The sequence below is a fragment of the Bradyrhizobium ottawaense genome, from assembly GCF_002278135.3.
GTDB classification, from domain to species: domain Bacteria; phylum Pseudomonadota; class Alphaproteobacteria; order Rhizobiales; family Xanthobacteraceae; genus Bradyrhizobium; species Bradyrhizobium ottawaense.
This window is the reverse complement of the sequence record NZ_CP029425.2, coordinates 3127908-3145198: the sequence shown is the minus strand read 5'-3', so window position 1 is coordinate 3145198 and position 17291 is coordinate 3127908. Positions and strand designations below refer to the sequence as shown.

At 64.6% G+C, this 17291-nt stretch carries 22 protein-coding genes; 9 read left to right on the top strand and 13 right to left on the bottom strand.

Going from position 1 to position 17291, the window contains the following annotated elements:
• Position 1: 1 nt before the first annotated feature.
• The 5 genes from CIT37_RS14770 to fliL all read right to left on the bottom strand — a co-directional run bounded on the left by CIT37_RS14770 (position 2) and on the right by fliL (position 3748).
• Entirely contained in the window at positions 2-199 is a 198-nt protein-coding gene (locus CIT37_RS14770; RefSeq protein WP_109866598.1) for a hypothetical protein, read from the bottom strand.
• A 597-nt stretch (positions 200-796) separates the two neighbouring features.
• On the bottom strand, positions 797-1561 hold the full coding sequence (locus CIT37_RS14765; RefSeq protein ID WP_028142760.1) for a MotE family protein: 765 nt from the start codon (positions 1559-1561) through the stop codon (positions 797-799).
• 10 nt (positions 1562-1571) lie between these two features.
• Complete coding sequence (locus tag CIT37_RS14760; protein ID WP_028142759.1) at positions 1572-2018, bottom strand: DUF6468 domain-containing protein; 447 nt, start codon at positions 2016-2018, stop codon at positions 1572-1574.
• Positions 2015-3217 (bottom strand): flagellar motor switch protein FliM, encoded by a 1203-nt coding sequence (gene fliM / locus CIT37_RS14755; RefSeq protein ID WP_018321852.1) that lies wholly within the window; start codon positions 3215-3217, stop codon positions 2015-2017. The genes CIT37_RS14760 and fliM overlap by 4 nt, the downstream gene beginning before the upstream one ends.
• A 30-nt stretch (positions 3218-3247) precedes the next feature.
• Positions 3248-3748 (bottom strand): flagellar basal body-associated protein FliL, encoded by a 501-nt coding sequence (fliL, locus tag CIT37_RS14750; protein WP_028142758.1) that lies wholly within the window; start codon positions 3746-3748, stop codon positions 3248-3250.
• A 377-nt stretch (positions 3749-4125) separates the two neighbouring features.
• Between fliL and flgF the strand changes: the two genes are divergently transcribed.
• Genes flgF through flgH form a run of 4 tightly spaced genes read left to right on the top strand, consistent with a single transcriptional unit; the run spans position 4126 to position 7613 of the window.
• On the top strand, positions 4126-4890 hold the full coding sequence (gene flgF, locus CIT37_RS14745) for a flagellar basal-body rod protein FlgF (RefSeq protein ID WP_028142757.1): 765 nt from the start codon (positions 4126-4128) through the stop codon (positions 4888-4890).
• A gap of 16 nt (positions 4891-4906) precedes the next feature.
• Complete coding sequence (flgG, locus tag CIT37_RS14740) at positions 4907-5695, top strand: flagellar basal-body rod protein FlgG (RefSeq protein ID WP_028142756.1); 789 nt, start codon at positions 4907-4909, stop codon at positions 5693-5695.
• 10 nt (positions 5696-5705) lie between these two features.
• Positions 5706-6839, top strand: coding sequence for a flagellar basal body P-ring formation chaperone FlgA (flgA, locus tag CIT37_RS14735; protein ID WP_161966410.1), 1134 nt, complete (start codon positions 5706-5708; stop codon positions 6837-6839).
• A gap of 9 nt (positions 6840-6848) precedes the next feature.
• A complete protein-coding gene (gene flgH, locus CIT37_RS14730) occupies positions 6849-7613 on the top strand; it encodes a flagellar basal body L-ring protein FlgH (protein ID WP_095425278.1) in 765 nt (254 codons plus the stop codon).
• Positions 7614-7908: 295 nt separating this feature from the next.
• Here the strand turns inward: flgH and CIT37_RS14725 are convergent, their stop codons facing one another.
• The 6 genes from CIT37_RS14725 to CIT37_RS14700 form a co-directional block, all read right to left on the bottom strand.
• Positions 7909-8235, bottom strand: a complete 327-nt coding sequence (locus tag CIT37_RS14725) for a helix-turn-helix domain-containing transcriptional regulator (RefSeq protein ID WP_038971603.1) — start codon at positions 8233-8235, stop codon at positions 7909-7911.
• On the bottom strand, positions 8235-8564 hold the full coding sequence (locus tag CIT37_RS14720) for a type II toxin-antitoxin system RelE/ParE family toxin (RefSeq protein WP_038971602.1): 330 nt from the start codon (positions 8562-8564) through the stop codon (positions 8235-8237). The genes CIT37_RS14725 and CIT37_RS14720 overlap by 1 nt, the downstream gene beginning before the upstream one ends.
• An 875-nt stretch (positions 8565-9439) precedes the next feature.
• Complete coding sequence (locus CIT37_RS14715) at positions 9440-10219, bottom strand: 2-keto-4-pentenoate hydratase (protein WP_038948120.1); 780 nt, start codon at positions 10217-10219, stop codon at positions 9440-9442.
• 442 nt (positions 10220-10661) lie between these two features.
• The gene (locus tag CIT37_RS14710; RefSeq protein WP_028142750.1) at positions 10662-11462 is read right to left on the bottom strand and encodes a phytanoyl-CoA dioxygenase family protein; all 801 of its coding nucleotides are present in this window, start codon (positions 11460-11462) and stop codon (positions 10662-10664) included.
• A gap of 261 nt (positions 11463-11723) precedes the next feature.
• A complete protein-coding gene (gene dksA, locus CIT37_RS14705) occupies positions 11724-12089 on the bottom strand; it encodes an RNA polymerase-binding protein DksA (protein ID WP_008554760.1) in 366 nt (121 codons plus the stop codon).
• Between the two features lie 215 nt (positions 12090-12304).
• Complete coding sequence (locus CIT37_RS14700) at positions 12305-12916, bottom strand: NAD(P)-dependent oxidoreductase (protein WP_095425279.1); 612 nt, start codon at positions 12914-12916, stop codon at positions 12305-12307.
• A 147-nt stretch (positions 12917-13063) separates the two neighbouring features.
• Here CIT37_RS14700 and CIT37_RS14695 point away from each other — a divergent pair, with 147 nt between their 5' ends.
• Positions 13064-13435 carry a winged helix-turn-helix transcriptional regulator gene (locus tag CIT37_RS14695; RefSeq protein ID WP_028142748.1) on the top strand — a complete coding sequence of 124 codons (372 nt, stop codon included), beginning with the start codon at positions 13064-13066 and terminating at the stop codon, positions 13433-13435.
• A 139-nt stretch (positions 13436-13574) separates the two neighbouring features.
• Here the strand turns inward: CIT37_RS14695 and CIT37_RS14690 are convergent, their stop codons facing one another.
• Positions 13575-13988 (bottom strand): flagellar assembly protein FliX, encoded by a 414-nt coding sequence (locus CIT37_RS14690; protein ID WP_018321841.1) that lies wholly within the window; start codon positions 13986-13988, stop codon positions 13575-13577.
• Between the two features lie 284 nt (positions 13989-14272).
• Here CIT37_RS14690 and CIT37_RS14685 point away from each other — a divergent pair, with 284 nt between their 5' ends.
• The 4 genes from CIT37_RS14685 (at position 14273) to CIT37_RS14670 (ending at position 16795) form a co-directional block, all read left to right on the top strand.
• On the top strand, positions 14273-15397 hold the full coding sequence (locus CIT37_RS14685) for a flagellar basal body P-ring protein FlgI (protein ID WP_028142747.1): 1125 nt from the start codon (positions 14273-14275) through the stop codon (positions 15395-15397).
• Complete coding sequence (gene flgJ / locus CIT37_RS14680) at positions 15397-15765, top strand: flagellar assembly peptidoglycan hydrolase FlgJ (RefSeq protein WP_028142746.1); 369 nt, start codon at positions 15397-15399, stop codon at positions 15763-15765. Before CIT37_RS14685 ends, flgJ begins: the two co-directional genes overlap by 1 nt.
• Before the next feature lie 11 nt (positions 15766-15776).
• Positions 15777-16271 carry a hypothetical protein gene (locus CIT37_RS14675; RefSeq protein ID WP_028142745.1) on the top strand — a complete coding sequence of 165 codons (495 nt, stop codon included), beginning with the start codon at positions 15777-15779 and terminating at the stop codon, positions 16269-16271.
• 164 nt (positions 16272-16435) lie between these two features.
• Positions 16436-16795, top strand: coding sequence for a hypothetical protein (locus tag CIT37_RS14670; RefSeq protein WP_028142744.1), 360 nt, complete (start codon positions 16436-16438; stop codon positions 16793-16795).
• A gap of 116 nt (positions 16796-16911) precedes the next feature.
• Here CIT37_RS14670 and flaF read toward each other — a convergent pair whose 3' ends face one another.
• Positions 16912-17280 (bottom strand): flagellar biosynthesis regulator FlaF, encoded by a 369-nt coding sequence (gene flaF, locus CIT37_RS14665; RefSeq protein ID WP_008554779.1) that lies wholly within the window; start codon positions 17278-17280, stop codon positions 16912-16914.
• Positions 17281-17291 lie beyond the last annotated feature (11 nt).

Sequence of the window (17291 nt, the reverse complement as noted above, 5' to 3'; positions counted from 1 at the left end):
TTCAATGTTGCTTGCCGGCACCTTCCGGTGCCGAGGAGCTGTCTTCGTCGAGAGAAGATTCATCATCGTTGCCGTCGTCGTCTTCTGGCGGCGCTGCATGCTGATGGCTGAGGGCGGATGTCCACGCCGATGTCATCGCCGCTATGAGCAGCCGGTTGAGGGCCTCGATGACGCGTTCTGCTGCGGACGAGTAGTTCATGGCCTCCTCCTGCGCTGCCGATTGCGACTGGCCAAAGCGTAGGACCGGGCCTTGGGCGCCACTGTACGCCACTTCACACCTGCGCGCGTCAACTCATCGCAGTCTCAGAAGATGCCGCCAGCTTCGACTGCATCCGCCGCGGGAGCTTGATCTGCCGCCTTGAGGAGTTGCTGAGCGCGCGCACTCACAACCTTCGGAGCGTTGCGGTTCGCGCGCGACTCTGAATCAGATGTGACCTCGGCGATGCGAATCGCATTGGTTAGCTTTGGGGGTAATCAATGAGCGGAGAAGCCGGTTGCATTGTGTGTAGCAGGGCAAGAGCGGTCGTAGCGATCGTTCCGATCGCCAGAGGATATGCCCTGAAAATATATGAGTGCTCCTGTTGCCATAGCACCCTGCAGCTCGTGACTCGCGTCACGAAGGCAGCGCTAATCAAGCAGCAGGTCGATACTCTTCCTCGGCTGGAGAAGCAGGCGCCTGTTCGCAGGGTGCAACAGGTCTTCGCGAACTAGACCCGCAAGGCCTCTCGCTGGGCGCCGGTCGAACTGGCCACGCGACAACGCGCCAGGTCGCGATAGCCCTCTTCGCCTCGCGCCCTCAATTCGGCTTTTGCGTCGGCTTGCCGTCGATCTTGGGCAGCTCGCCGGCCGAGGCCGACTGATCGCCGCCGCCATTGGCACGGCGGGCCATCTCGACCGTCAGCTTCTCGGCGGCCTCCGGCGACATCAGTCCCATGATGTCCGACATCTTCCGCGGCGCGATCGCCGAGGCGATCTCGATCAGCACGCCCATCTCCAGCCGGTCGAACACCCGTGCGGCGTCCTTGGGCTTCATGCCCTCGTACATGGTCACGAGGCCCTTCATGCGCTGGGCTTCGGCGGCCTTCTGCTCGGCCTGCGTCGCGGAGATGCGGGTTTCCACCGCCTTCATCTCCTCGACCTTGCCTTCGATGCGCTTCTCGGCCGACTTGAGCAGGCTCTCGCGGATGTCGATCTCGCGCTGGCGGGCCTCGATCTCCTGGCGGCGCGCCTGCAACCGCTCGAGGATCGCGCGCTCGGAGGCCGAGACCTGCGGCTGGGCTTCGTCGACCTTGACCACGGTGCCTTCCGGCTTGGTCTCCGGCGCGGCCGGCTTGGGCGCCTCCTTCGGCGCGCCATGGGTCGAGCCGGTGATGATCTCCGGCTCCTCGCGGCCGGTCGGGAAGTTCAGATTCTCCTGCGCCCAGGATTTCCTGGTCTGGTTCGGCTTGTAGTCGAACACATAGCCGCCATTGATCACGAGACCCGCCACCTTCAGCGTGGCGAGGCCTGCGACGGCAACCAGGACGACCGGGATGACACGGATGTTACGAAAGGACTTCATACCCCTGACTTCATGCGGCAAGGCCGTTGGATCGTCGGCGCTCGGAGAAGGCTTCGGCCGCAGCCGCCACCGCCTTCGCCGTCGATGGCTTGGCTGCGGGTGCGACGACCGTTTCCGGACCGGTCATGGGGCGCGCGGCGATCGCGATCTTGGACAGCCGGCGCACCACGTTGTCGGCCTCGCCGAGCTGCTTGTAGAGCTGGTCCGACATCTGCGTCGCCGCCGCGAGCTGGCTGCCGAGATTCTCGTTGACGTCGCGCACCGCCAGCTTCAGCCCGCCGATCGCGCGCTCGGCGATCTCGGTCGCGGTGATCAGCTCGCCGATCACCGCCTTCAGCGAATGCTCGTCCGCCTTCAGCCGCGTCAGCCGCTTGTTGAGCATGACGCAATAAACGATCGTCAGCATCAGCAGGATAGCCACCAGCGTCTCGATCGCCATTCCCAGGGAGTGGTTCATGGGGCCTCCATCATCTTGTTCTGCTCGTCCACCTTCTCGAACATCGCAAGTGTCGTACTTGGCTTGCGCAAGGGTTTCGTCACGCGAATCGCGACGCGGTCGCCGACCCGGCCCATCCGCCCCTCGGTCAGCGTGACGTCGCCGCAGCGCACGGTGACGTTGGCGTCGGCGCGCATGTCCAGCGGCAGGGTGTCGCCGACCTTGAGCCGCATCAGCTGCTTGAGCGGGATGTCGGCCTCGTAGAGCACGGCATCGACGGCGATCTCGGCCTGCACGATCTCGGTGGCGAAATGGCCTTCCCAGACCGGGTCGCGGCCGAACTTTTCGCCCATGAACATCTGGAGCAGGACGCCCCGGATCGGCTCGATGGTCGCATAAGGCAGCAGCAGCTCGATGTTGCCGCCGCGGTCTTCCATGTCGATGCGCAGGCGCACCAGGATCGCGGCATTGGCGGGACGGCTGATCGCGGCGAAACGCGGGTTGGTCTCGAGCCGGTCGATCGTGAAGGTCACCGGCGACAGCGGCCGGAATGCCTGCTCGGCGTCGGCGAGCACCACCTCGACCAGCCGCTTGACCAGCTCGGTCTCGATCGTGGTGTAGGGCCGGCCCTCGATGCGGAGCTGGCTGGTGCCGCGGCGGCCACCGAGCAGCACGTCGATCATCGAATAGATCAGGTTGGAATCGACCGTCGCCATGCCGAAGTTTTCCCATTCCTCGGCCTTGAAGACGGTGAGGACGGCGGGCAGCGGGATCGAGTTCATGTAGTCGCCGAAACGCACCGAGGTGATGCGGTCGAGCGAGACTTCGACGTTGTCGGAGGTGAAATTGCGCAGGGACGTCGTCATCAGCCGCACCAGGCGGTCGAAGACGATTTCGAGCATCGGCAGACGCTCGTAGGAGACCATCGCCGAATCGATGATCGCGCGGATGCCGGAATGGTCGTCGAGGGTGACGTCGCCGACGGTGAAGCCGAGGAGATTGTCGATCTCCTCCTGCGACAGCACCCGCTCGCCGGAATTCTTGCCGCTGCCGAGATCGCGGCTGCCGTCCTCGACCATGGCGGCCCATTGCAGGGCCATGGTCTCCGACAGCTCGTTCTCGGCCGCAGCCTTCGCGGCCTCGGCGGGATCCTCGGAATCGAGCGATGCCTCCCATTGGGCGGCAATCGCATCCTGGTCCATTTGCTCGTTGCCGGCCATGACGCTAGCCCATCACCTTCCGCAGCGTCCTCACTGGATCACGACTTCCTTGAACAGCACCGCGCTGACCTGGACCGGAGCGACCGCCGCGTTGACGCGCTTGGTCAGCTCCTCCTTGAGGCGGAAGATGCCGGCGGAACCGTTGAGGTCGGAGGGGCGCAGCTCGCGCACATAGGTCTGGAAGATGTCGGTGACGCGCGGCATCGTCGGCTTGATCGCCTCGATCTGCTTCTCTTCCTTCAGCTCCAGCACGATCTTCAGCCGCAGATATTGCACGCGCTCGCCGGGCGCACCGGCGAGGTTGACCATGATGTCGGGAACGTCGACGAAGGACGGCGGCTTCGGCGGAGGCGCGGCCTCGGCATGATGCTCGTCGTCGCCGTGCCGGAAGAAGAAGAACCAGGTCGCAGCACCGCCGCCGAGAACGGCGAGCAGGCCGACGGCCATGATGATGAGCTTCAGCTTGTTCTTCGGCGGAGCGGCTTCCGCGCCCTCAGTGGCTGCGCCGCCTTCCGCTTCATTCTCTGCCATGGTCGCCGCGCCCGGATCTCTCAAAGGGGTCGAAAGAGCGAAGCCTTAAGACAAGGACGCGATACAAATGCCCCGGCGCAATGCGCTCCTCTTCATGGCAAACGCTACGGTAATAATGGTTAACGGAATCTTTCGATTGGGCCTCCACTAGGAAAAATCTGCCGGGCAGACATGGCTAACAGAACCTTTCTGCCGCCCTCCAGCGCCCCTTCAAAATCAGCAAGCCACTGAAATTACGAAGTTTTCCAGGTTGGCACGGCTTTCGCTGAGAAAGGACCGAGACCCGACGGTTTGGGAGAACCCGACGGTCTCGTTCACGGGGTCCGCCAAGGCGCTTGGGAGAGCGAAATGGCAGATCCGCTCAGGGGAGATTTCCGATGCAGAACGCGCTTCTGATCGGCTTGTCACGGCAGATGACGTTGGAACGGCAGATGGATGTCATCGCCAACAACGTCGCCAATGCCAACACCAACGGCTTCAAGGCCGACCATTCGCTGTTCGAGGAGTACCTCAACTCGAACGCGCGTGAGGACAATTTCATCGGCGCGGACCGCCGGGTCTCCTATGTGCAGGACCGCGGCACCTACCGCGACATCGGCCAGGGGCCGATGGAGCCGACCAACAACCCGCTCGACATGGCGATCGACGGCAACGCCTATTTCGCGGTGCAGGCCAATGGCGGCGAGATGTTCACCCGCGACGGCAAGTTCTCGCTCAACGCCACTGGCCAGCTCGTCACCCCCGACGGCAATCTGGTGCTCGGCACCGGCGGCCCGATCACCTTCCAGCCGACCGATCACGACATCAACGTCGCGCCCGACGGCACCATCACGGTGCTCGAGGGCACCGCCAAGACCGACTCGATCCGCGGCAAGATCCGCATGGCCTCGTTCGACGATCCGACCAAGCTGACCAAGCTCGGCGCCAATCTCTATGCCGCCGGCTCCGCCACCCTGCAGCCCGATGCCAAATCCAGCAGCGTGCGCCAGGGCTATGTCGAGAAGTCGAACGTGAATTCGGTCGGCGAGATGACCCGCATGGTCGAAGTCATGCGCAGCTACACCGCCATCGCCAATCTGCTCCAGCAGCAGAGCGACCTCCACAAATCGGCGATCGAGAAGCTCGCCGACGTTCCGGCCTGATTGAGGGAGAACTGACATGCAGGCGCTTCACACCGCAGCGACCGGAATGGCGGCACAGGAACTCAACGTTCAGGTGATCTCCAACAACATCGCCAACCTGCGCACCACCGGCTTCAAGAAGCAGACCGCGGCGTTCCAGGACCTGATCTACGAGCACGTCCGCCGCGTCGGCGCGCAGGCCTCGGACCAGGGCACCATCCTGCCCGTCGGCGTCGACATCGGCGGCGGCGTCAAGACCGTCGGCACGCCGCGCAGCATGACGCAGGGCACGCTGTCGCAGACCGGCAACGATCTCGACCTCGCGATGTCCGGCGAAGGCTTCTTCAAGATCCTGATGCCCGACGGCACCTACCAGTACACCCGCGACGGCACCTTCCAGATGGACAATCAGGGCCGCGTCGTCACCGCCCAGGGCAACCCGGTGCAGCCGAGCATCACGATCCCGCAAAACGCGTCCGGCATCAGCGTGAGCGAACAGGGCCAGGTCTCGGTGACGCTGCCGGGCTCGTCGACCTCTTCGATCGTCGGCCAGATCGGCGTGACCCGCTTCATCAACAAGGCGGGCCTGCAGCCGGTCGGCAGCAACCAGTTCACCGAGACCCCGTCGTCCGGCCCGCCGCAGGACGGCACCGCGAACTCCGAGGGCTACGGCAAGATCACCCAGGGCAGCCTCGAGCAGGCCAATGTCGACGTCGTCTCGGAGATGAGCGACCTGATCGCCGCCCAGCGCGCCTACGAGATGAACGCCAAGGTGATCAGCGCCGCCGACCAGATGATGCAATCGACCACGGCGCTGTTCCGCTGAGGCAATGACGATGATCCGCACCACCCTCGCCACCATCTCCGCCCTGCTCGCGCTGGCCCTGCCGGCAGCGGCCGCGGACGATTTCATCGCCTCGCCGACACTGCGCGCGAGCGTCACCGTGACCTCGGACGTGGTGCGGGTCGGCGATCTCATCGACAATGCCGGATCGGCCGCGCTGATCCCGGTCTACCGCTCGCCCGATCTCGGCACCACCGGCACGCTGACGGTCGCGCAGGTGCTGTCAGTGCTCCGCGCAAAGCAGGTGATCGGCGTGATGACCGGCGACCTCAAGGAGGTCCAGGTCACCCGCCTTGCCCGCACGCTCGCGAACAAGGATCTCGAAACCGCCGTCGCCTCGGCGCTCGAGCGCCGCTTCGGCCTCGGGGACGCCGCCAACATCACCGTCACCTTCGACCGCGGCGTCGCCGAGATGCGGCTGGATGCCTCCAACTCCGGCGCGCTCCAGCCGGTCGCAACCCGCTACGACGCCCGCAGCGGCCGGTTCGACATCGCCTTCGAGATCGCCAACGACAGCAATCCGACCGCGACCAAGCTGCGCTTCACCGGGACCGCGATCGAGACGGTGGAAGTGGCCGTGCTGACGCGCGACATCGATCGTGCCGATACGCTGAAGTCCTCCGACGTCGCGCTGGAGCGCCGGCCGAAGGCCGAGGTCACCGGCGAGCCGGCCTCGCGCGAGCGCAGCGTCGGCATGCAGCTGCGCCGCGCGATGCGGGCGGGCACGCCGCTTCGGGCCGCCGACATCGTCAAGCCTGATTTCGTGGTGCGCGACCAGGCCGTGACCGTCATCTTCCAGGCGCCCGGCCTCTATCTCACCACGCGCGGCAAGGCGGTCGAGAGCGGCGCCGAGGGCGACACCGTCAGCGTGCTCAATCTGCAATCCAAGCGCACGCTGACCGGGGTGGTCACCGGCCGCGGCCAGGTGACGATCCATGGCGCGAGCCAATCCGCGCCGATGGCGCCCGCGGTCGAGCAGACCTCCTCACTCAAGCGCGATGAGGCGCCCGCCCCCGTCGACACTGCAGCCCTCCTCCGGAACCTGGTGCAGGCCCCCGCGTCGCCGGCCCAGATCGCAGAAGCCCAGATCCCGCAAGCTCGCGTCTCGCAAGCTCAAGCCAAGTAAGAGTTCGTCATGTCCCCGTTCAGTTCGGCTTTCCGCCTTCGTCGCATCGCGATCTCTGCCCTGCTGCTGGCCTCTTGCGCGCTGGGCGGTTGCTCCTCGATCGACCGCCTGTCGCAGATCGGCGAGCAGCCGAAATTGTCCGCGATCGACAATCCGACGACGCAGCCCGGCTACAAGCCGGTGCAGATGCCGATGCCGAAGCCGGAAGTCGCCTCCTACAATCCGAACTCGCTGTGGCGCAACGGCAGCCGCGCGTTCTTCAAGGACCAGCGCGCCCGCCAGGTCGGCGACCTCCTCACCGTGGCCGTCAACATCACCGACAAGGCCAACATCGCCAACGAGACCCAGCGCAGCCGCACCAATTCGGAAGACTCAGGCATCACCGACTTCATCGGCGCGAAGACGCTCGGCGCGCAGGCCCAGAAGGTGCTGCCCGGCCGCATCCTCACCGCCGACTCCACCGCGTCCAGCGACGGCAAGGGCTCCGTCAACCGCACGGAAGCCTTGCAGACCAACGTCGCCGCGGTCGTCACCCAGGTGCTGCCGAACGGCAACCTCGTGGTTGAGGGCAAGCAGGAGATCCGCGTCAATTACGAGATCCGCGAGCTCGTGGTCGCGGGCATCGTCCGCCCCGAAGACATCCAGAGCGACAACACCATCGATTCAACCAAGATCGCGCAGGCCCGCATCGCCTATGGCGGCCGCGGCCAGATCATGGACGTGCAGCAGCCGCGCTACGGCCAGCAGGTGATGGACGTGCTGCTGCCCTTCTAACCCTCTTCAAGAGCTCCCACATCGTGTTCGCGAACCTAGGCGCGAACGACGATGTACTACGCGGCCTCCGGTAGCTCCCCTGCCGGAGGCCGCATGTATTTTGGGGATGGAAGCAGCTGCGCGTCGGATGGTCCCATAAGAGCGATGTCCCATCCACGTCATTGCGAGGAGCCCTTCGCGACGAAGCAATCCAGACTGCCTCCGTGGAAAGACTCTGGATTGCTTCCGCCTTCGCTCAGGCTTCGGCGGACAAGTCGCTGCGCTCGCAACAATGGCGGTGAACGCTAGCGTCACCTCACGCCGCATCGGCGACGGCGCGTATTTCCAGATGCACACCGGTCTCCTTCTGGAGCGCGTGGATCACCGCCATCAGGTTCTCGGCCGTAGGATTGCCGCGCGGCCCAAACATCCGCATCAGGCTCTTTTGCGGACGGTCGAGCACCTCGCTGAGCCGCTCGAAACCGATGGTGGCATTGATGTAGGTCCGCAGCGCGGTGCGGCCATAGTCGACATCCCCCTGCAACAGGCCCTGCATCGCCTCCAGGAACAGCGCCTCGCGAAAGGCGGGATCGCGCTCGGCCATCGCGCGGACGGTGTCACGAAAACTCCGGGTCAATGGCATCACCTATTCCCCTGTCCTGCTCTTGACTTGTAATCCCGCCATCGTCGCAGCGCCGCATCGATGTCGTTTTGCTGTCTCTGCTTGGTGCCGCCTCCCAACAGAATGACCAGCAAATTGCCATTCCAGCCGAAATACACCCGATAGCCAGGGCCGCGATTGATCTTCAGCTCGGCGGCCCCCTCCCCAATGGACTTGACGTTCGATGTGTTGCCGTCGGCCAACCGCTCGATCGCGACCGCAATCATCACACGTGCCTGCGGATCAAGTCGTTCGAGCCAATCGCGGAACGGGCTACGATCGTTGACGATATATTCTTCGATCCTGATCATTTGGTACCACACACGTTACCAATTTTCAATTTCAGAATTTTCGGATTTTAGAAATTCTTGTTGACACGCTCCGACCACCTCATTATGTTCTCGTTTCGTTCCATTCCACAAGAGGGCGTATCGCGATCGTCACGAAGCGCGGGATGGAATGCGGTGGCCGCGACGGCGTCGGCGCGCGATGTTCGCTGCAGGGCGGGAAACCGTGAGCAGCGGCAGGCGCGATACGACACGGCGCTGACAACGTCTTACGCTTGGTCTCGATGGCGAGCGCACGCCAGCCATCGAGGGGCCGGCGAAGATGTGCGCGGACGGAGAAGTCGTGTGGTCCTGACGCCCGGGGTCTGTGCGTCAAGCTTGCGGTGATGTGGCGGCCAACCGGTGCGCGCATCGATCATCCGCAAGGCGACGGGGGCAATAGTGCATCGCTCCCCGAGGAGAGCACGAAGGACACCGTGAAAACCATCGCGCAGGGAAGGCCGGGATGTCCCGGCGTCACCTGTGATCCACCCGTGCGCGTATCCTTCGCACACGGGATTGCGGGTGCCAGCCGGCGCCCGGCCTTCCCTGCGCCTTCTTGATCTTCAGGAGGGCAAGCCGACAGCAAAACTCGGGCGGAAGATGCCGCGAGGATGCGGAGGCGTGTCCGTGATTGTGGTCTTAATGGAAAAGCCGAGATTGTTGCCGGACACTCATCCCTCGCCTGTCCGGACAAGACGCAGCGCGTCAGCGATGCGGCGCAGAGCCGGGACCCAGATAGCCGCGCAACACGCTGCTGCATGGGCCCCGGCTCTGCAGCGCACCGCTCCCTGGACGATGCTTCGCATCGCCAGGGCTGCGCTGCGCTGCGTCCGGGGCACGGAGATCGCAACGCACCCTCAGGTAAACTTCACCTCTACCGCCCCCAGCCCGTCCAGTTCCATCCGCACCTTGTCGCCGGCCTTCAGCCACAGCGTCTTGACCAAGCTACCGGTGAGCACGAGCTGTCCCGCGTGTAGACCCTTGCCTTCGGCGGCGAGATGGTTGGCGAGCCAGGCGAGCGCGTTGTGGGGATGACCGAGCACGTCGGCGCCAGTGCCGTGGCTGACCTCCTCGCCGTTGAGGATGGCGCGACCCTTGACCGCCTTCAGGTCCGGCACCGACGAGCGCGGAACCGCCGGGGCGAGCACGCAGCCGGCGGCGAAGAAATCGTCGGCGATCAGCGTCGGGGCGCCCATCGCCTCCCACTTCACGTAGCGGTCGTCGACGATCTCGATGGCGGGATGATAGGCTTCGACCGCCTCGCCGACCCATTCGGCCGTGAACGGCGCCTCGCCGGCGGCAAGGTCGCGCTTCAGCCGCACCGCGATCTCGCATTCGACCCCGACCCGGACATAGTTGGAGGCGGCGAGCTTGGCGCCGGTGTCGTGCACGCCCTTCTGGAACACGCCGCCGCCGCAGGGATGCGGGATGCCGATATAGTCCTGCATCACCTGGCTGGTGCAGCCGATCTTGTAGCCGACCAGCGGCCCGAGATGCGGCAGCAGCAGATCGTGCAGCGCGCGCTGGACCTGGTAGCCCTCGGCCTCATCCATGGGGGGACGTTCCAGCGCCGCGAGCGGCGCATGGTTGCGGCGCGCCAGCGCGATCGCCTTTGCGGCTTCGAGAATCTTATCCATCGGCGCCGCCTCCCACGCTACGCAACATTGCCGCTCAGTTCAGCATCCCCGTCCGCGCCTGACAAGCGCTGGTCGGCGCTCAGCCGGGCCGAATACCGGGGGGCTCCCGCCGCTTAAGGAAATATTGAGTTGGTCCGGTCTTTATGGAGCCACGCGCCAGGCCCACCCGGCCCGCGCGGAACGAGACCCTGATTGCAGCGATGCGTGAAGCCGCTGCGCCGTCGTCTCAAGATGCCGGTCGATCTCCTTGATGCGACTCGCAAAACTTCCCGCACCTGAAGTGAAGGCTTTTTCTCATGCGAACTCACGTGAGCATGCAGGATTCGACTCTAGCCCATTGATCGCGATTCATTTTTCGCGATCGCGGCAATTGGCATCGGACGACAGCGGCGTTGTGGCGGAGGAACCCGCCACAACGCCGCGTGCAATGACAACGCTTCCGTCAAATGCGTCCAAGCGCGAGGCGAATGGCGACCTCGACCGGCGAGTAGTCGCCCTCGCTCCGCTCCAGCCGGTACGGCTCGGCGAGATGCAGCGGTGGTTGCGCCAGGAAGCGCGGTCGCGTTCCCCGATGCTTCTGCGCGGCATGAACCAGGAAGGGATGACAGAGATAGACAGTGCCGGCCGCACCGGTCGCGAGCGCCACCGGACAATCGGCCCCCATCTGCTCCAGCAGCATGTGCGCCCGGCCCGCATCGCCGGCTGGCGCCAGGTAGCGCGCCATCGGCAGATGCGAGCCGACCCGGATCCGCGTCGGCGCATCGTCGTCACCGACATCGGAGAACAGGAACAGCAGCAGCAGCGCTCGCCCCCGCGAGGTGATGTTGACGCGCCAGGCCGAGAAATCCTGCGTCTCGTTCGGGTTGCTGGCCTCGCCGGGAAAGCTGAGATCGACATGCCAGCCGTCGTCGCCCGGATCGTCCGGATGCGGAAACCGCACCGGAAAGGTGCCGATATCGCGTCGCGGCCGCCATCGCCCCTGCCCGACGATCTGGTCGAAGGCGGCATGGAGCACTCCGGTGTTGATGGCATCCCGGAACGGCGGGCCGCCATAATAGGGCAGCCGCACCACGGGCCGGGTCCAGCTCGCGGGATCGTGCTCGCTGCATGGCAGATCGCGCCAGATGATGACGCGGGCCGCCTCGGCGAGCTCACGGGGGAAAGCATTGTCGATCCGGACAAAGCCGTCGCGGATGAATTTAGCTATTTGCGCGTCGTCGAACGCGCGCGGATTGGCAGTCATGATGATCTCTCGAAGGCTCGCCAGCCCTCATCGTCCGCTCGCTGCGGAACCGGCTGGCTCAATCGGTTGGGAGGCCGCAAGTCGAACTTGCGGGACGCAATGCCTCCGCGACGGAGGCGCCTGCTCTCAGCCCAGGAAGAAGACCGATGCGATGTTGAGAGTGCAAATCATCATGACGGCGCGAATCTACGCGCCGGACCAGCGGCGTTCAAGCGACGCCGTGAGCCAAAAACAAAAGAGCCGCACGCGGCGGCTCGGGCTCTATTCGTCGCGATAGACCTTCTCGCGCTTCTCGTGGCGCTCCTGCGCTTCCACCGAGAGCGTCGCGATGGGCCGGGCCTCGAGCCGCTTCAACGAGATCGGCTCGCCGGTGTCCTCGCAATAGCCGTAGGTGTTGTCCTCGATACGCTGGAGCGCGGCGTCGATCTTGGCGATCAACTTGCGCTGGCGGTCGCGGGCGCGGAGCTCGATGGCACGGTCGGTTTCGGACGATGCCCGATCGGCGAGATCGGGGTGGTTGACGTTCTCCTCCTGCAGGGCTTGCAGGGTGAGCTTGGACTCTTTGAGGATCTCATCCTTCCAGGCGAGGAGCTTCAAGCGGAAGTACTCCTTCTGCCGGTCGTTCATGAAAGGCTCTTTTTCGGTCGGTCGGTAGTTTTTCAACTTTTCCAAGGGCGGCCTATCTGTCTAATCAACGACTCGCAAACGGAACGGGGTCCGTTGAGCGGGGCCTTATATAGCGGCCACCTGTGACAGACAATGTTTCCCTGAGCAACCGGTTAGCGCCCCCAAGCCCTTGCACAGGAAGGTTTATCCTGGAGGGCCCGGGGGCGGCCGAAGGCCTAGTAGCCGACCGTGAAACGCTGCCTCAGATAGGCCGGCTTTTCGATCTCATCGGCGAGCGCAACGGCGTAGTCGGCGAAGGTGATCCAGCTCTTCCCGTTCGCATCTGCGAGAAGCTGATCGGTGCCAAGCCGGAACTTCCCCGTGCGCTCCCCCTCGATGAACAGCGCCGACGGCGAAATGAAGGTCCAGTTCAGATCCTTTTCCTGCCGCAGCAGGTCGAGGAAGACCGAGCCCGCTTCCGCTTCCGCCTTGTATTGGGCCGGAAAATTGGGAGTCGTGACCAGTTTCACGCCCGGCGCGACTTCGAGGCTGCCGGCGCCGCCGACGACGAGGTAGCGACCAACCTTGGCGTCCTTCGCCGCGCCGATCAGCTTGCGCGCATCGCTGGCCAGGAAGTGCACGGAACTCACGGCGACGTCATGCCCGGTCCACAGCTTGGCAAGCCCCGCCTGGTCGAGCACGTCGCCCTTGGTCGGCGTGACGTTGGGCAGGGCCGCGATCTTCTCGGGGTTCCGGGCGATGGCCGTGACCGCATGGCCGCGGCAGGACAGTTCCTTGGTGATTTCCGACCCGGCCCGACCCGAGGCGCCGGCAACTGCGATTTTCATGGAAGGCTCCTTTGCTTCTGTGGTAACTAACAGTGACTAGATATCGCAAAGAATGCTGGTGTTAAGAGAGCACTTTGTGCTTACCTGATTACGCAAGGGTAACCGCCACGCACCGCGAGCGACGAAAACGGATTCCGAGGACCGACGATGAAACCCGACGTCTATGCAGCGAACTGCCCCACCCGCCAGATTCTCGATCGCATCGGCGACAAATGGGCGGTGCTGATCCTGCTGCTGCTGCGCGAGGAGCCGATGCGCTTCAATCAGTTGCGCCGCACGATCGAAGGCATTTCGCAGAAGATGCTGAGCCAGGTTCTCAAATCGCTCGAACGTGACGGCCTGATCAGGCGCCATGCGATCGCGACCGTTCCCGTCACGGTGGAGTATTCGATCACGCAGCTCGGGCTGACGCTCGCCGGCGCAGTCGATCCGCTGCGCGATTGGGCCGAGCAGAATCTGAAAGACGTTCTCGCCGCCCAGCGCCGCTACGACGCGCAGCAGAAGGAGGAAGCGGCGTAAGGGGCGCTTTCTTGGTAGTGCCGCACGCTCATTCTAAATTCCGCTGTCATGCCCCGGCTCGACCGGGGCATCGAGTACGCTGCGGCTTCTCGATTCGAAAACGACTGTCGCCCGGTCAAGCCAGGGCGACGACAGCCTGCTAGGCCCGTCCGGCCTTGGCGAGCTCAACCTCGACGCGCAGCTCGATCTCGGAGAGCACCGCATCGAGACCAGGGTCGCCGGAGGATGATTTCAGGTTCGCCGCAGCATCGCGCAGGCGCATCACGGTCGAGGCGTCGAGATTGCCGGCCAAGAGCCCCATCTTGAGATCGTCGAGCACGTCGAGCGCGGTCCTGCCGCGGGTGACCGAGCGCTTGCGGCGCTCGACCGGGTCCTCCTCGACGCCCTGCAGCGCCAGCAACCCGTCGATGTTGGTGGCGGCCTTCGGTGCGGCAGCGCTCCGGGTCTCCTGCGCCGACGAGGTGTCAGGCAACACGAAGGTGCCGGAGCCGGTCCGCCTGGCCTGGTTGGCCGGCGTTCCAAGCGTCGTGCCGTTCGGTCCGTAGATGCGCATCGGAGGGAATCCGGGTGATCGATGCGGTCACCTTCGCCGTCTTATGGTTAACGGCGCGTAAACGGCCCGGCAAAATCTGCCGACGGGCGGCAGTTTCGCTCCTCAGGGACAACGCCGGCTGACACCGGTCGAAACAGATTTATTCAACCTATTCAGCGGCCTATCCCCGCCGCCCCGGGTTGGCACAGCCCTCGCAAGGACAGCGCCGGACCAGCTCGTCATGGGAGTGTCGTGCAGGTCCTTCCGATTTGAGGAGCCTTTTGAGGATCCTTGGGGAGCAGAGGATGCCAAGCGTTCGTTGGGTGAGGATTGTTGGGGTGGCCTGCGCGGCGCTGTCGGCGCTGGTGCTGTCGTTCGCGCCGGCGGCTGCGACCTCGCGCATCAAGGATCTCGCCAATATCGAAGGCGTGCGGCAGAACCAGCTGATCGGCTACGGCCTCGTCGTCGGCCTCAACGGCACCGGCGACACGCTCAACAACATCCCCTTCACCAAGCAGTCGCTGCAGGCGATGCTCGAGCGCATGGGCGTCAACATCCGCGGCGCCACCATCCGCACCGGCAACGTCGCAGCCGTCATGGTGACCGGCAATCTGCCGGCCTTCGCCACGCAAGGCACGCGCATGGACGTCACCGTCTCCGCGCTCGGCGATGCCAAGAACCTCCAGGGCGGCACCCTGCTCGTCACCCCCCTGTTGGGTGCCGACGGCAATGTCTACGCGGTGGCGCAAGGCTCGCTCGCGATCTCCGGATTCCAGGCCGAGGGCGAGGCGGCCAAGATCGTGCGCGGCGTTCCCACCGTGGGACGCATCGCCAACGGCGCCATCATCGAGCGCGAGATCGAGTTCGCGCTCAATCGGTTGCCGAACGTGCGCCTGGCGCTGCGCAACGCCGATTTCACCACGGCCAAACGGATCGCGGCCGCGGTCAATGACTATCTCGGCGTCAAGACCGCCGAACCGATCGATCCCTCCACGGTGCAGCTTTCGGTCCCGCCCGAGTTCAAGGGCAACGTCGTCGCCTTCCTTACCGAGATCGAGCAGCTCCAGGTCGACCCCGATCTCGCCGCAAAGATCGTCATCGACGAACGCAGCGGCATCATCGTGATGGGGCGCGACGTCCGCGTCGCCACCGTCGCGGTCGCGCAGGGCAACCTCACCGTCACCATCTCCGAGAGCCCGCAGGTGAGCCAGCCCAACCCGCTGTCGCGCGGCCGCACCGTGGTCGCGCCGCGCAGCAGCGTCACCGTCACCGAGGACGGCAAGAAGCTGGCCGTCGTCAAGGACGGCGTCTCGCTCCAGCAGCTCGTCGACGGCCTCAACGGCCTCGGCATCGGTCCGCGCGACATGATCAGCATCCTCCAGGCGATCAAGGCCGCCGGTGCCATCGAAGCCGACATCGAGGTGATGTGATGCAGACCGGCACGATCAACACACCGCGCCTTGCCACCTCGTCGGCCTTCTCGGTCGAGAGCCGCAACGGCCGGCCCGATTTCGAGCTCGCCGCCGCCCTACAAAAGGTCTCGCCGAAGCAGCAGGCCAGGGCGCAGAAGACCGCCACCGACTTCGAGGCGATGTTCCTCAACAGCATGTTCTCGCAGATGACCTCGGGCCTGAAGGGCGAAGGCCCGTTCGGCGACACGCCCGGCACCGGCGTGTGGCGCTCGATGCTGACCGAGCAATATTCCAAGAACTTCGCCAAGGCCGGCGGCGTCGGCGTCGCCACCGAAGTCTACCGCACCCTCATCATGCAGCAGGCGAAAACGATCCGCACGGCATAAGGTCAAACGAGATGAACCATTTCAACGCCTCACGTCAGCAGCTGCAACAGCGCCCGAACACCGCGCCCGGCAGCGCCGAGGCGCGCAAGCTCGCCGAAGACCTGATGGACGCGATGAGCGCCCTGCTCGGACTGATCGAGCGCGAGACCGAGCTCGTTCGCGCCGGCAAGGTCCGCGAGGCGATGACGCTCGAGAGCAAGAAGCAGGAGCTGTCGCGAAACTATGTCGGCGCCGTCAGCCAGTTGAAGGCGAACCAGGCACAGCTCGCGAAATCCGCGCCGGAGCTGCTCTCGACGCTGCACCGGCATCACGATGCGTTCCGCGCGATGCTGCAGGTCAATCTCACCGTGCTCGCGACCGCGCACGCCGTCTCCGAAAGCGTCGTGCGCGGCGTCAATGCCGAGATCCAGAAGCGCAACGTGCCGAACACCTATACTGCCGCAGGTCGCCGCGCAGCTCCTGGTCCGCGTCACATCACGCCGCTCGCGGTCAGCCGCTCGCTCTGAGCTGGGCGCGCACAAAAACAACCGACAATTTTACGAAAAACCGCGCGGCGAAATCGTCGCGCGGTTAGTCACGTTTCCTTACCGGGTCTTCAGTCCTGGTGTTCCATGGTTGCGTTATTAGAGGGGTTGGGATTTGACTCACGTTAGGCAACCAGGAGGCTGCCATGAGTACAGATTTCAGCATCAGGCCGGTGGGGATCCCGGCACCCGTGCAGATCGTAACGACGTCCAATGCGGCGGCGAACGAGGCTGTGCAAACCGATCTTCCGGTGAACCAGACGGTCGCCGCGACGGATACGAGCGCACCCGTGCGCAACGATCTGCCGAACCACGAGAACGTCTCGCGCCAGGTCGTATTCGACCAGGCGTCGGCATCCATGGTCTTCCAGGTCGTCAACGACAAGACCGAAGCGGTGGTCAACCAGTTCCCTGACGAAGCGATGCTGCGCCGGCGGGCCTATTTCCATGCATTGGATATGAAGTCCGAGCCCTCGCGTCCGCTCAGCACGGACGTCAGCGCCTGACGATCGGGAGATCGGCAACGACGCTCTGCGTCTGACGGCACCGGTCAGCGCGAAATTCGTGTTTCCGAAGGACAGTTAGTCTGGGATTCTCGTGATGCGGCCATCACGAGTCGCCGTCACGGTCGCCCGGACAGGCCCGCGGCGATATTGCGGTTGATCTCGATCAGCGGACGGAAGTGATCGAACTGCGGGCTCATCTGCAGCGCGGCGGTCTGGCTCAGCACGAACACGCTGATGTTGGCGATCTTCTGCCGGACGTCGATCGGCTGCGGATTGTTGTCGCGCATCGCCTCGCTCAGGAAGATGGTCCAGAGCTTGCGGTTGAACATCAGCGCCTGCATGGTCTGCTCGCTGAGCGGATCGGCGTTGTTCACCGCATCCTGGAGCTTGTTCGCGGCCTTGAGCAGGGTCTGCGCCTCGATGTCGCGAGGAGATGCAGTGGTCGTTGCAACGCGCGCGTAAGCCGAGGCAGCGGAATTCGACATCAATCACACCC

Coding starts and splice junctions, on each gene's coding strand:
- CIT37_RS14770 (WP_109866598.1), bottom strand. CDS start 199: ATGAACTACTCGTCCGCAGCAGAACGCGTCATCGAGGCCCTCAACCGG.
- CIT37_RS14765 (WP_028142760.1), bottom strand. CDS start 1,561: ATGAAGTCCTTTCGTAACATCCGTGTCATCCCGGTCGTCCTGGTTGCC.
- CIT37_RS14760 (WP_028142759.1), bottom strand. CDS start 2,018: ATGAACCACTCCCTGGGAATGGCGATCGAGACGCTGGTGGCTATCCTG.
- fliM (WP_018321852.1), bottom strand. CDS start 3,217: ATGGCCGGCAACGAGCAAATGGACCAGGATGCGATTGCCGCCCAATGG.
- fliL (WP_028142758.1), bottom strand. CDS start 3,748: ATGGCAGAGAATGAAGCGGAAGGCGGCGCAGCCACTGAGGGCGCGGAA.
- flgF (WP_028142757.1), top strand. CDS start 4,126: ATGCAGAACGCGCTTCTGATCGGCTTGTCACGGCAGATGACGTTGGAA.
- flgG (WP_028142756.1), top strand. CDS start 4,907: ATGCAGGCGCTTCACACCGCAGCGACCGGAATGGCGGCACAGGAACTC.
- flgA (WP_161966410.1), top strand. CDS start 5,706: ATGATCCGCACCACCCTCGCCACCATCTCCGCCCTGCTCGCGCTGGCC.
- flgH (WP_095425278.1), top strand. CDS start 6,849: ATGTCCCCGTTCAGTTCGGCTTTCCGCCTTCGTCGCATCGCGATCTCT.
- CIT37_RS14725 (WP_038971603.1), bottom strand. CDS start 8,235: ATGCCATTGACCCGGAGTTTTCGTGACACCGTCCGCGCGATGGCCGAG.
- CIT37_RS14720 (WP_038971602.1), bottom strand. CDS start 8,564: ATGATCAGGATCGAAGAATATATCGTCAACGATCGTAGCCCGTTCCGC.
- CIT37_RS14715 (WP_038948120.1), bottom strand. CDS start 10,219: ATGGATAAGATTCTCGAAGCCGCAAAGGCGATCGCGCTGGCGCGCCGC.
- CIT37_RS14710 (WP_028142750.1), bottom strand. CDS start 11,462: ATGACTGCCAATCCGCGCGCGTTCGACGACGCGCAAATAGCTAAATTC.
- dksA (WP_008554760.1), bottom strand. CDS start 12,089: ATGAACGACCGGCAGAAGGAGTACTTCCGCTTGAAGCTCCTCGCCTGG.
- CIT37_RS14700 (WP_095425279.1), bottom strand. CDS start 12,916: ATGAAAATCGCAGTTGCCGGCGCCTCGGGTCGGGCCGGGTCGGAAATC.
- CIT37_RS14695 (WP_028142748.1), top strand. CDS start 13,064: ATGAAACCCGACGTCTATGCAGCGAACTGCCCCACCCGCCAGATTCTC.
- CIT37_RS14690 (WP_018321841.1), bottom strand. CDS start 13,988: ATGCGCATCTACGGACCGAACGGCACGACGCTTGGAACGCCGGCCAAC.
- CIT37_RS14685 (WP_028142747.1), top strand. CDS start 14,273: ATGCCAAGCGTTCGTTGGGTGAGGATTGTTGGGGTGGCCTGCGCGGCG.
- flgJ (WP_028142746.1), top strand. CDS start 15,397: ATGCAGACCGGCACGATCAACACACCGCGCCTTGCCACCTCGTCGGCC.
- CIT37_RS14675 (WP_028142745.1), top strand. CDS start 15,777: ATGAACCATTTCAACGCCTCACGTCAGCAGCTGCAACAGCGCCCGAAC.
- CIT37_RS14670 (WP_028142744.1), top strand. CDS start 16,436: ATGAGTACAGATTTCAGCATCAGGCCGGTGGGGATCCCGGCACCCGTG.
- flaF (WP_008554779.1), bottom strand. CDS start 17,280: ATGTCGAATTCCGCTGCCTCGGCTTACGCGCGCGTTGCAACGACCACT.